Below are 12883 nucleotides of genomic sequence, written 5' to 3' on the forward strand. Positions count from 1 at the left end.
CCTCGAAAGACCGAGAACAACCCCGCCGCCACCGCCCTAGGGGGTCATTCTCCAACTCCCACGTTGCATTTGGCGCGTCGATACCACTTTCGGGTCTCGCACTTCAGCCAGTTTTCGTCTATCAGGGCTAGAGGATCATGTTCGATTCGGTTCTAGGTCGCGACAACATACCCAAAGGTCGCCTCGGCACAGGCGCCGTCCTGTCCGTGGCTGTTCACGCCGCTGCGATCCTGCTCGTCCTCTGGGTGAGCACGAGACCAAAGGAAGTGAAGGTCGACGCACCCGAAGTTACGTTCGTCGCACCACCTCCACCGCCACCTCCGCCACCGCCACCTCCTCCAGCAGGAGGTGCGAAGAAGCCGAAGGTGGAAAAACCCAGACCGGTCAAGAAGCCGGACACGATCGTCGAGACAAAAGAGGAGCCCAAGCCCGAGGACAAACCCCCGGAGAAGGAACCCGAACCGGAAGCTCCCGAAACGCCCGAGAGCGGCGAGGGTGAGCCCGGTGGTGTTCCCGGTGGTGTTCCCGGTGGTGTTCCCGGCGGCGTGCCCGGTGGTGTTGTCGGAAGCCCAACGCCTCCACCACCGCCACCTCAAAACATCACCATTCCTTTCGGCGCTGGCATGACGCAGCCCTCGCAGGTGGGTGGCCCAGCATTGTCCTTGCCCCCCGCAGCGATCGCCGCCCACGTTTCGGGCGTCTTCATCGCTCGCTGCACCATCACCGAATCCGGTTCCGTCGAAGGGTGCAGCGTCATCAAAGGCTTGCCCCACTCGGATGAACACATCCTTCGCATCTTGACATCGCGAAAGTATTCGCCCGTGATCTTCGAGGGCAAACCCCAACGAGTTTACTTCACGTTCAAGTTCACCTTCAAAGGCTAAATGTATCCCGCCCGTCTTGCGGGCACTAGGAACATCGACTCCGACCCAACGTCATTTCGAGAACGCGCGAGGGAGGCGCGACCCGGAACATGGATTTCTCACTTGCTGGACTCTGGCACGAAATGGGCTTTTTCGCCCGCTTGGTCGTCATCACGTTGCTCCTGATGAGCCTCGCGTCGATCCTCGTCTTCGGCGAACGGCTCGTCGTGTCGCTGATGTCGAAGGGGCAGTCCCAACAGTTCGCTGCCAAGCTCGCCACCATCCTCACCAAAGACGATCTCGACGTCGCTGCAGACACCAAGTTCGGCAAGGACATCGGCTATCTCGGCCGCGTGATTCGCGCGGGCCTGTCTGCATACAAAGGCACCCGAAGCGCTGACAAAGATCTCTGCTTCGAATCCGTCGCTCGCGCCCTCGAACGACAGCAACAGCGCGAGCTCGTTGCCCTCAAGCGCGGCTACGGCATCCTCGCCACCGTCGCATCCACGGCGCCCTTCGTCGGCCTCGTCGGTACCGTCATGGGTATCGTCACCGCCTTCCAAAAGATGGCATCCAGCGGCTCCGGTGGTCTCGGCACGGTGTCCGCAGGTATCGCCGAAGCTCTCGTCACGACAGCCGTCGGCCTCATCGTCGCCATCACCGCCGTCTGGGCCTTCAACTACCTGTCCGGTTGGACGGACGATCGCTCGGTCGACATGTCCGAATCGTCCAACGAATTTCTCGACGTCGTCGCTCGTCACCTCGCAACCGGCGACAGCCGCGGCGAAGAAAGCGACGAAAAAGAGGCCGCTGCGTAGTGATTCAATCGGCCCCGAAACGTCGATGTTTCGTCAGGCCAAACCGAAGGCTCATCCCAACTCGGAGCAAGTGTCCCCATGGGAATGGCAGTTGGCGGCAACAAAGGCGGCTTCAAGAGCGACATCAACGTCACGCCCCTCGTCGACGTCGTGCTCGTTCTCTTGATCATCTTCATGGTCATCACGCCCATGCTCCAGCGTGGCAAGGACGTGAAGCTGCCTCCGTCGAGATCAATCGAAGAAAAAGGTGCCGAAGACGATCCGCTCATCTTGTCGATCACGACAGAGAAGAAGATCTACATCGAGAGCACCGAATACAGCGAAACCGACTTCGTCCCGGCTCTCACCAAGGAGCTCGAAGCCAAACCCGGCCGCAAGCTCCTGCTCAAAGGCGACGAAGCGCTCGAAGTCGGTGCCGTCCGTAACCTCATGGACATGACCCACAAGGCCGGCGCGAAAAGCGTCGCTCTCGGCGTCGAACAGTTGAAGTAGCGCAGCGGAGTCGAATCAGATGAGCAAGAAGATGCGGAAGCTGTCCATCAAGCCAGCTTCTCAACTCAACTCCGACATCAACGTCACGCCCCTCATCGACATCGTGCTCGTGATGTTGATCATCTTCATGGTCGTTACACCGCTGCTCGAGAAAAACCTCGACGTACGCGTGCCCGAAACCGAGAAGGTCGATACCGTCACCGAGGTTCCTCCGGACCAACTCGTCGTTCGCATCAGTGCAGACAACAAACTGCGCATCAACTTCGACGAAGTTTCCCAAGAGGAATACATCGACAAACTCAAGGCGAGGCTCGATCGGTACAAGAAAGACACCGATAAGGTCGTCTTCTTCATCTCCGATGACAAGGCCAACTACGGCCGCCTCGTCGCTGCATTCGACGGGGCCAAACAAGCCGGCGCCAAGGTCCTCGGCATGATGACCACCCCGCCCGAAGACGAAGAGAAGAAGTAGCTCCTACCCGCCGCTCAAGGCACTCCCAAGAGCGCCTTGCAGCTCTCCGTTGCATTCATGCACCCATCGATTGCGCTGCAGTTCTCGCACTCCGCAACGCATACCGACATCGCCTTGTCCAAGGTCGTATCGCAAGCACCGCAGTCCGCCGTGCACTTGGACAAACACATCATTTGCTCGGCGTTCGCCTGCTTCGAGCAACTCGTGATGTCGTTCTGACACGAGGTCGGAACCGCACACGTAGGCTCGTACTCGACGCTTGGAAACGTGCACGATGCCCACGCAAGGCAAAGCGCTAGCCCCAGGGCTGCATGGCGCATGCTCACCTCGAGCACCGTCAAAACCTCCCATGCAGCGCGACAAATCCCCCGCCCAGGCCAACTGCGGGAATAACCCCTACGTCGACGAACGACGACGTGCGGTCCGACGACGAGCTTCGGGACATCACGTACAGAACGACCCCCGTGGCCGCCGCTGCGCCTGCGACGCCGGCAAATACGTTGACGGTCGCGGAGAACGTTTTGCCGTCGCGAACGACCGGCTCGAGACTGCGGCTGCATCCCGTAAACGACGGACATGCAGCTTCGAGCGTCGCAAGCCGTTCGGCACGCAAAAACGTGAAAACCGAAGCTCCAATGACACCAGCACCCGCAACGCTGAACGCCACGATGCTTGCCGTGCGCCAACCGTTTGGCTGCACGGGTAACTGCGAAAACTCAACACGTACGCTTTCTCCGACCTGCAGCGTCACAAGCCGCTTGTCGACAGCTTGTCCATCATGGCGAAGCACGACCTCGTAACGTCCCGGATTCGCATCGACGGTAACGTTGGCAGCGATGGGACGTTCATCGAGCGTGATCGTGAAGGACGAATCGTTTGCCGGCATGACCACAGTCAACCTGGCAACTTGCTTCTCCAGCGTTGCGATGTGTGCCTTGGATTCGGCGACGACGTTGGGTGCCGATGTGCCGGCTTCTTGCTTGGCGACGCGAAAGTTCGCGAGAGCTTCGGCATGCTTGCCCGTGTGCATCAAGCAGAGCGCGATGTGAAAGCGCACTTGCGGCGTCATCTTCACGCGCGCGACGTCTTGGAAGAGCACCAGCGCGTCGCCAAATCGACCAGCTTCTTCGAGCTTCCGCCCTTCGGCAAATTGGTCACGCGCTGCGTTGATTTCAGCGGTCGAAGGAGCGTCGCTCGACCGTGCCGTCGTGGGTGCCGCGACGATGATTGCGATAGCTGCGAGCGCGGCCTGCCAGCGAAACCAGTGCAACGAAAACTCCTCGCGGCAAATCTATCACACTCGCACATCGCGCTCGTCGCGGGGAGTGCGTAATGCGCGCGTACGCGACATCAGGAGGGGCTCTCAGAAACCCGGCGTCGTCACGGACGTCGATGGACGCTTTACCGGTGCACGTGGCGCCTTTTGCGGCGTCGTCGACGGTGCTGGAGCCATCGATGACGGCGACGCCTGCGTCATGCTCGATGCTGGGACGACATCTGCGACGGGATGCGTCGACGATGATGCTGGAACGTGGACAGCGCTTTCTGCAGCCGCGCTCGCAGACGAGGGCGGACGCGTCCCAGATGGCACGTCACTGGCCCTTCTGATCCACATCGCGACGACGACGACGATGAACGACGCGAGCACCGAGCCGGCGATGAGCCAACGTGCGTTCCGGCGCGATGAACCACGATCGCCAGGAGAGTGCTTTGCACCGGCGTTGCCAACGGACACGAGCGCATCGAGGAGCGCGTCGCTGCTCGAATATCTGTCGCTGGGCCGTTTTGCGAGACATGTGTCGACGATGCGGCGAATGGCATCGGGCACTGCCCGTTCGAGCGGCTCGTGCGGGCGTTCGGCGATGGCCACCATGAGCGAAGGATAGTTCTGTTCGACAAACGGGTGTTTACCCGTGAGCATCTCGTAGAGCACGACGCCTAGCGACCAGATGTCCGTGCGTGGATCGAGGTTCGTATCTCCGTTCGCTTGCTCGGGGCTCATGTACGCAGGCGTTCCCGTCAGGGCGCCCTGATGCGTCGCCAACGAGTCGTGCTGTTCTTTGCTGATGCCGAAATCGAGCAGCTTGGGGATGGTGCTGCCCGTTGGGCTGCGAGCGAGAAAGATGTTCTCGGGTTTGACGTCGCGATGCACGATGCCCACGGCGTGCACCGCGGAGAGGCCTCGGGCGACATCGGCGGCAATTGCTACGGCTTCGTACGATTCGATGGGGCCACGATGTTCGATGCGCTCGGCAAGCGTTTCGCCTTCGAGCAGCTCCATGGCGAGGAAGAAGTCTCCGTCGGGTGAGACTTCGCCGAAGTCGGTGACATCGACGATGTTGGGATGGCGTAGTTTGCCGACGAGTTGTGCTTCACGCTGAAAACGCGCGCGTGCGGGTGGGTCGGTCTTTACGGGAGCGCGGGCAAACTTCAGTGCGAAGTAACGGCCGAGCAGCTCGTGGCGTGCTGCCCATACGGCGCCCATCGCGCCGCCGCCGATGGGGCGGAGGAGCTTGTAGCGTCCTGCGACGAGGTCTCCTTCTTTCACGTGCAGGTGCGATGACTGGCGTTGCCTCGCATCGCGTCACTGACCCCCGAAGCCAAACGAACCGCTCGCGGAACCCGAGCCGGAGATGCCGGGAGTTGCTTGTCCGACCTGGACGACGATCGAGAGGAACGCGGCAGGTTTGAAGCCTTCATCGGCGCCGGTTTCGTTCGAGATGTACGACAAACCGGCGCCGGCGAGGAAGCCGAACGACGTCGTGTTGCCACCTTCGCCAAGCACGGGAATCGTCGGAGCGACGCCCAAGTACCCGAGCATTCCGACGCGCCCATCGCCGAGCTGCTGGATGGATCCACCAAGCTGACCTGCAATGGGAAATGCTCGGCGACGAACGGGGTTGTACGCATCGAACGCGATCGCAACGCCGACGGCGCTGAGGACCGTGCGTGTGACGAGTGGCCGTTCGAGCCACGGGGCGCGCGTGATCTGCAGCGTTGCGAGCATCGCTGGGATCGTGAGGTACGCCCGGAGGCAGCTCCCGGCGGTTTCCAGCGTCTCGAAATTCGTTTCACCACAAAGGGGTACCGAATGAATCGTTGCAGAGCCAATGAGTCGTCGAGCCGATTCGGGTGCGCTCGCGTCGCCTGCACGGAGCGACGCAGCAACGCGCGGAGCATCGGAGAACAGCACGACCTTGCCGTCTTCGCTGCGTGGGTCGCTGTAGACCGCGAGGCGAAGGCGCGAGTCACCATCGAAATTTTCGGACAGTGGGGGAAGTTGGAATTCTGCGGAGCGGGGCGTGACGATCCACGTGTGCTCGTGAAGCAGCTCGATGGGAGCGCCGTTCGACGTGCGATCGGTGCGCGTGAGCGACACGTAGAGTGCAAGCGGTGCGACGAGGCGGTTTTTGGCTTGGCCTTTCAGCCGGATGCGACAAACGCCTTGCCTGAGCGGTTCTGGAGCGATGACGAGCGAACCGTGTGCGAGCGGCTGAGGCCCGGGGCCAGACGGTGCTGCCTTGCCCATGGGCGGGCGTCCTTTCGGGGGTGCCATGGGTGAAGGCTTTGGCGCGATCGGCGAAGGAGCGGGTTTGTCCCCGGTTCCAACCTTGACGCCCACTGCCCCCGACAAACTCCTCTTGTCCGTTGCAGCCGGCGGCTTTGCCGGCGTGGGCAGGCCAGGTTGTGGTGGCGTGCGTCCTTGCGCGCCAGCCGGCGGTTTTGCATCGGGCGCAGCGGCAGGCGGTGGCTTGGCCCCAGGAGGAGCAGCTCCAGGCGGCGCAGCGCCTGGTGGACGCGCTCCCGGTGGGGCCATCATCGGCGAGGGCAAACCTGCTGGGCCCGACGGTCCTTTGGGCGATGACGGACCGCAATCCACTTGCAAGTCTTCATATTGCGGATCGGGGAACAGCAGACGCGCAGGGTTTGATTCGACGAGGTTTTCGAGCGCTGGAATCGACACGCGGTACGTCGCGCTCACGACCGTTCCAGCGGCGGGGGCGTCGAGGTTGAACGCGGTTACGCGAAGCCAGCCGCCGCTCGGAAAAACCCGGAGCACCTTGCCGTCGGCGTTGCCGCAGCCGCCCGAGGCAACTTCGACGACGGGTACGGTGAACGTGCGTTGAAACGGCTGAACGCGCGCGTTTCCGCAACTATCGACGATGGCGAGATACCGGAAATCGGCCATGTCGGATTGCTTGGGCCACTGCATGCCGAGGATGATTTCGGCCGAATCCGGTTGAGGTGGTCTGGGGGGCGTGTCGCGACAAACCGGAGCTTTTTCGACGGGGCGATTGCCTTTCAAGTCGTCGGGGTCGATGGGTTTGTAAGCACAAACGTGCCCGTAATCGCGGCGGCTGAGCAGCACGGGGTCGAAGTCGAGGACGCGCTGTCCTTGGTCGTTGAGACGACCCCAGATGGTCAGGGGCAAAGGCAACGTAGGCGTTTGCAGCTTGATCGAGCGCAGCATCATGTTGCCGATGCGGCTTTCGCCGGGATCGCCCGATGACGTCATGCATTGCCCCGACGAACACATCCAGTGGCCGCCGCGTCGTGCCGTTTCGATGGGAACCGGATCGGTGTCGCGAACGGACATGAACACGCGGCTCGCTTCGGGGAAAATTTCGGGGCCGCCGCCAGGTTTTCCACTGCCAGCGGCGGGTGGACCGCGCACGATTTGCAGCGTTCCGCTGAAGTCGGCCGGCGTGGGCGTGCCGCTGGCCGATGGGTTTGTCATGGTCACGGTGGGCGGTGGCTCATCGAAGCCGTCGCTGCCGTCGACCCCCGAGCCACCGAAGTCGTCCTCGTCCTGTGCAGAGGCAGGAGGCGTTGCGGTGAGCAGTGTCGCGACGCCAAGAAGCGCTGCGAATCGCGCGATGAACGTGCGTCCCGCATGTGGCGCGCGCGGGCGCGCATGCTGAGTGCTGGTCACGGAGAGCGTTGTTTCGTGCAGGTTTGGCGGCATCGGCGTCATAGCTCTGTGAGAAAGTCGTGGACCCGAAGAGGGCAGCGATTGCGGTCAGGGAAATTCGACGACGGTGACAGGATCTGATGTGCATTCGGGCGTCGTGAGAAGCCGCGGCGCCACGCTGAGCGTCACGGTTCCCGCAGACTTGGGCGTTGCAGTGATTGCAGTGACGGGATTGGGTTCGCCGGTAAGCGTTATCGTCGTGTTGTGCAGCGCCACGATCTGGTCGCACTCGCTCGCGTCGCACTCGACCTTCAGATCGACAGGCATCTCGAGCCCCACGAGATTGACGTCGAATGCACTGATTTCGAACAAATCCACGGGGATGCCCAATTCGACGACGCTCTGCAGGGGTCGCACACGCAAAAGACGTGGCTCGGCGTCGACCTGAATCGTCGTGAATTCGGGCTCGATGAGCTTCTCACCCGACGTCACGGCGAAACTCGCAGGTCCTCCGATATCGCTGAAGCACAGGAAAAACTTCTCGCTTTCGCCCGTTTGTCCCAAAAGAACTCGGAGCCGTGTGTTGCGGTCGGCGCAATCGCTCGTCGTAGAAAGCAGCGCCTCGCTGCTGAGCGCTTCGATGATGACGGGGGCGTTTTCCACGACGCCTGGTGCGTTGAGCGGAGCGGTTGCACGGATGTGGGCTTCGCGCGTTCGAATGCCTCCAGGGCGCCACTTTGACCCCAAATCTTCCGAAACCGGACCTTTCGTGCATCCCAATGCGAGGTATGTCGGCAAGAGACGCTTGCCGTTGAAGCTTTCGTTCAGCCCCGTAACGATCATCGTGAAGTTCGTCGCGCTGCTCGGCAGCCCGGCGGGAAGCACCTCGATGGGCGTTTCTTCGGTGCGGTCGGCCCACGTGATGACGAGCGACGCCGTGCCCGACCAATCGCTTTGCGACGACAAAATGAATCGAGCGAGACCGTCGCGTGACGCCGTGCAGCGAAAGCTCCCATCTCTCTCGACACACGTCGGAGAATCACCTTCTTGCTCGTCGCTGCGCAGTGTGAGGGCTTGTCGCGGTTCGATTCGCACGGTGACGTACCCACCGAACGCTGGTGCATTGGCTTCGGTGAGGGAAAGCGTCACGCCCGACTCGAACGGTACCTGGCGTGGAAGGATCGGCTGACCCTTGTCATCGAGCGAATCGGCTGCGAAGAGCGCGTGATTCACGTCGAGTCGAACATCGACGGTGCCGCTTGGAGCGAGCGGGTAACCGGCTTCGAGACAGCTCGATGCCGAAAGCGGTGGAAGCACGGCGAGCGCCGCGACCACGGCTTTCATGGCGTACGAATGCGCCGTTTGTCTCGTACGGCTCCGAGGTCGCGACGCAGTGCTCACTGCTGAAAAATCTCGGTGTATTCGGTTGCGAGCGGATGGCGGTGCCAGGCGTACGCTGACTGAGGGAAACCGTTTTCGTCCGTATAATCGCATTGGCCAAGCTCCCACTCCGTGTGCCACACGCTTGCACCCGTCGTTGGATCGACCGACATCGAGTGCGCGGTAACGTCGTCATCTGCGTCGCCGCCGTGTGCGACGCGGGCCTCGGGATCGACGTGTTGCTCGAGAACTTTGATGGGGACACGAGCAACGCGGCCTCCTGGCAAGGGGATCGAGAAGACGGCTTCCTTGTTCGGCTCTCCCATAAAACTCCTGAACGCGTTTGCGACGCGCTTCGTGGTCGCGACGCTCCTGTCGAATGAGAATAGCGGACCCGTACCCCATCACGGCAAGACCGCGTGGCTGTTGGGTTCGACATTGCAGCCAACGCTGAACGGCTCGTCTCGCTTCCGTGTTCGCCGAGGATCAAGCCGCTGAATCGATGGAAATCGACCCTCAGGGCGAAAGGCAGCGGTTCGACGGAGCGGGTCAGGAAAGCTTCATGGTTCTTTACACGACCCGCGAATTCGTGACGAGCCATGCAGCCCACCGTTTGATCGTTGACCTCGCATGGCGATGGTGGCCCTATGCAGGACGGCGGCATGACGCTGCCCAGGAATGGTTCCACTTGTGACGGGCGCGGAAAGTTTCGGGTCGGATCCTCGGATTGGCGCGCTTGCTGCCGGAAAGTATCGCGTCGTGCGCCTCATCGGGCGCGGCGGAATGGGCAGCGTGTACGAGGCGCAAAACGTTGCCATCGGCAAACGGGTCGCTCTCAAGTTCTTGCGTGCACCAGCCGGTGCCGATCCGTCGGTACGAGCTCGGTTTCACCGTGAGGCGCGTTTGGTGTCGGCGATTGAAAGCGCCCACATCGTTCAGATCTTCGACACCGGAGAAACCGAAACAGGCGAGCCCTTTCTCGTCATGGAGTTCCTGCAAGGCGAGGACCTCGCATCACGCATAAGGCGCCTCGGCAGAATGAGCGTGCAGGCCGCGTCATCCATCGCCGCTCAAGCGCTGCGAGGTCTGAAGCGAGCGCATGCAGCAGGCGTCGTCCACCGCGATCTCAAGCCGCACAACATTTTTCTCATCGATGGTGAAGACGGTAAAATCCACGCAAAAATCGTTGATTTTGGTCTGTCCAAACTCCTGAATGCGGATGCAGACAAGTCATCGATTTTAAGCTCGTCGCCTCAAGACTCTCTGACGCGTGCCGGTACGCCCGTGGGGACGCCGTTTTACATGTCGCCCGAGCAGATCGAGGCGCTCGACGACATCGATCACCGCACTGATCTCTGGTCGCTCGGAACGATCTTGTACGAATCACTCGCTGGAGCTCCTCCGTTTTCGGAGACGAGCTTTGCGCGACTCGTGATTGCGATATGTCATCGAGATCCGCCGCCCATCACGAGCCTCGTGCCTGATCTGCCACCGGCGCTGGCGCGTGTGGTCGCACGCGCAATGACGCGTGATCGCGCGCAACGTTATCAGTCGGCAGACGCATTTCTCACCGAGCTACTCGAAGCAACACCCGACCTCGAAAGATCCCAAATTGCACCTATCCTGCGTCCGGACATTACGCCCGTGAACGTTCCCCCGGTAAGGCCATCGCCAGCTCAGAATACGCCTGCTGATCTTGGCAATTCTGAAAACCTTCCTACGGCTCGCGATCTCGGCGATGCGAGCCCTCAGCCTCAACCGCCTGCCGCAGAGCTCCGCACGCACACGATGGGTGGAGCAACGATGTGGCTCAGCGCTTCGCCTGCGTTTTCGCTTTGGCGTGGCGAGGTGAACGCGCCCGATCGACTTCGCGTCGAAACGCGCGACGGAAACTTGTTCGAGCTTCGTCTCGAGCCCGTAGGTGTTCTTCGATTGGGACGCGTCGATCGCGTGGGTGACGAGCGCAACGAGCTCGTTTATCCCGACGTTGCTTCGAGGCTTGCCGCGACCTTGCGTCACGATGGCATTCGCTGGTGGCTCTTGCGGCGCACCGAATGCAGCGTGCCCGTGCAAGTTGGAGCGCGAGCACTCAACCGCGCGGAAGAAGCTCCGCTCGTGCATGGCGCGTTCGTCCAAGTGGGCGGCATGCGTGCCACGATGGTCGACAGGCGTTACGTGACGCCCACCGTGCCCGCAGGAACCGTCGATTCATCGACGGGCCTGCTTGCACGCGCTGGTCTCGAACAGGAAGTTGCTTCGTTTCTTCAACGCAAGCGCAGCGGTGCGCTCGTTCTCGTGCGTGCAGAGCATTCTGCTGCTCGTGCGTCCAGTACCGACTACGCGCCCGCCGCCCTTGCTGCCGTTGCTGCGCATCGTGCCTTTCCCAGCCTCGCTGCTGGACTCGTCGACGAAATTGCCGTGCTCCTCGTTCCGGGCGAACCATCTGAAGCTGCGGAGAAGGGGCGCGCGGCGATCAATGCCGCGAGGGCTGCCGCCACCGGGCGCAATTTCACGTGTGGCTACTGGACATTGTCTGGTGACACGAACGATGCGGGACGCGAGATCGAGCTTTCGCTGAGTGCGATCAATGCGTTTACCGAAGTGTCGCCAGGACAAACCATCGCAGCATTGCGGTCCGCGGTGCAAGGTGCGCGACTCGCGAGCATTCCGGAAATGCTCGGAGCATCGACCGATGCGCGACGCGTGACGCTGCTCTTTGGCATCGAGGAACAGAATGCGCTGGCAAACGTTGGTCCTCATATCGTCGGGGGCCTCGAAAAAGAGCTTTCAGCGGTCGTCGCGACGCACGCCGGGCAAGGTGCGCTGGTTGGTCCCGTTGCTCCGGGTGTCGTTGCGGCATGTGTTGCCAAAAAGCTCGATCCGGTGAGCTTGGGAAGCGCGGTGCAGTGCGATTGGCACGCGCGACCTCCTGTGCTCGACGGAAAGGTCGAGCTTCCTCGTACGCTTTCGTGGGAGATCCTGCACGGAACCGATCCGCAAACGCGAGGTCAGGAATTGGCGCGCGAGTGCGCCGATCCGCATGGCGTGCTCTCTGCGTTGAGCGGCGGGCTGCCTTATCCCATCGCTGGACGTGTGCATGCGGCGATTGCTGCATCGAGCGCCATCGAGCGCGTGAAGATGCTCTTCGACGTGCTCGAAGGCACCTGGCGTTTCATCGCGAGCGTTCTTCTTTCCGCATACTTCGCGCGCCGGCCCGCCGACGGCGCGGAATCAGCGCCCGCATTCGACTCGATGGTCGAGATTTATCGGCGCAACTTCACGCGTGATGGGTTTGCCCTCGGTACGTGGAGGGAAATCGCGCGCTGTGCAGCCAAGGGTTTCGACGGGCACAACGACCCGATTGGTGCGCTCGTCAAAGAAGTTTTGGGTGTGCGTCTTTCGCAAAACCAAACCTTCGACACGCTTTCCAACCTCATGCAGGTCGAGCGAAACGGCTTCGCCCACGGGCATTACAACGAAGCGCGAGCTGCAGCGGACTTGCCCGAATTCGAGCAGATGACGCGCACGCTCCTTCGAGCTTTGCGGCCGCTTTGTGCCTGGACGCTCGTGACCGTCGAACGGACCGAGCCCGACCTGTATGGCGAGCTGCAGACCGTCGAATTCATTGATCACACCGGTCCTTTCAACACCGGCACGCGTCGCAAGCTCGGGCTCAACAGTCCCGTTCGTCTGGCCAACGTCGCGTATCTAGCCCGGTGGCGCGAAGGCTTGCTTTTGCCGCTCGAGCCGTTTGTGCGACGCGTCGCGCACGAGGACAAGTTCGATCTTTATTGGATGGATCATCTGCCGCGTCACGGAAACTGGGTGATGAGCTCCGTCGTCGGCGGTCCGGCAATCAAAGTGCCAAGTGATGTCCGGCGCTTGCCACCGCTCTTGCGCCTCGCCATGGAACGGGCGCAAACGCCCTGAGCAAGCTGGAGGCTAC

Annotated in this window: 11 protein-coding genes; 5 read left to right on the forward strand and 6 right to left on the reverse strand. The window is 61.7% G+C overall.

The features are described 5' to 3' along the window. The first annotated feature begins 137 nt into the window (after positions 1 to 137). From IPM54_03195 to IPM54_03210, 4 genes are all read left to right on the forward strand, one after another. The gene (locus tag IPM54_03195) at positions 138 to 884 is read left to right on the forward strand and encodes an energy transducer TonB (protein MBK9258824.1); all 747 of its coding nucleotides are present in this window, start codon (positions 138 to 140) and stop codon (positions 882 to 884) included. 89 nt (positions 885 to 973) lie between these two features. Then, complete coding sequence (locus IPM54_03200) at positions 974 to 1681, forward strand: MotA/TolQ/ExbB proton channel family protein (GenBank protein ID MBK9258825.1); 708 nt, start codon at positions 974 to 976, stop codon at positions 1679 to 1681. A 78-nt stretch (positions 1682 to 1759) separates the two neighbouring features. Continuing rightward, positions 1760 to 2173: a biopolymer transporter ExbD gene (locus IPM54_03205; GenBank protein ID MBK9258826.1), complete on the forward strand. Its 414-nt coding sequence runs from the start codon at positions 1760 to 1762 to the stop codon at positions 2171 to 2173. Positions 2174 to 2192: 19 nt separating this feature from the next. Continuing rightward, on the forward strand, positions 2193 to 2645 hold the full coding sequence (locus tag IPM54_03210; protein ID MBK9258827.1) for a biopolymer transporter ExbD: 453 nt from the start codon (positions 2193 to 2195) through the stop codon (positions 2643 to 2645). Positions 2646 to 2659: 14 nt separating this feature from the next. Here IPM54_03210 and IPM54_03215 read toward each other — a convergent pair whose 3' ends face one another. The 6 genes from IPM54_03215 to IPM54_03240 form a co-directional block, all read right to left on the reverse strand. Beyond that, complete coding sequence (locus IPM54_03215) at positions 2660 to 2965, reverse strand: hypothetical protein (protein ID MBK9258828.1); 306 nt, start codon at positions 2963 to 2965, stop codon at positions 2660 to 2662. A gap of 17 nt (positions 2966 to 2982) precedes the next feature. After that, on the reverse strand, positions 2983 to 3915 hold the full coding sequence (locus IPM54_03220) for a tetratricopeptide repeat protein (protein ID MBK9258829.1): 933 nt from the start codon (positions 3913 to 3915) through the stop codon (positions 2983 to 2985). A 93-nt stretch (positions 3916 to 4008) separates the two neighbouring features. Further along, positions 4009 to 5193 (reverse strand): protein kinase, encoded by a 1185-nt coding sequence (locus tag IPM54_03225; GenBank protein MBK9258830.1) that lies wholly within the window; start codon positions 5191 to 5193, stop codon positions 4009 to 4011. 36 nt (positions 5194 to 5229) lie between these two features. Next, positions 5230 to 7578, reverse strand: a complete 2349-nt coding sequence (locus IPM54_03230) for a hypothetical protein (GenBank protein MBK9258831.1) — start codon at positions 7576 to 7578, stop codon at positions 5230 to 5232. Between the two features lie 87 nt (positions 7579 to 7665). Continuing rightward, positions 7666 to 8901 (reverse strand): hypothetical protein, encoded by a 1236-nt coding sequence (locus tag IPM54_03235; GenBank protein MBK9258832.1) that lies wholly within the window; start codon positions 8899 to 8901, stop codon positions 7666 to 7668. Positions 8902 to 8954: 53 nt separating this feature from the next. Continuing rightward, the gene (locus tag IPM54_03240) at positions 8955 to 9263 is read right to left on the reverse strand and encodes a hypothetical protein (protein ID MBK9258833.1); all 309 of its coding nucleotides are present in this window, start codon (positions 9261 to 9263) and stop codon (positions 8955 to 8957) included. A 352-nt stretch (positions 9264 to 9615) separates the two neighbouring features. Here IPM54_03240 and IPM54_03245 point away from each other — a divergent pair, with 352 nt between their 5' ends. Then, positions 9616 to 12867, forward strand: coding sequence for a serine/threonine protein kinase (locus tag IPM54_03245; GenBank protein MBK9258834.1), 3252 nt, complete (start codon positions 9616 to 9618; stop codon positions 12865 to 12867). Positions 12868 to 12883: the final 16 nt, after the last annotated feature.

Source organism: Polyangiaceae bacterium (genome assembly GCA_016715885.1).
GTDB lineage: Bacteria > Myxococcota_A > Polyangia > Polyangiales > Polyangiaceae > Polyangium.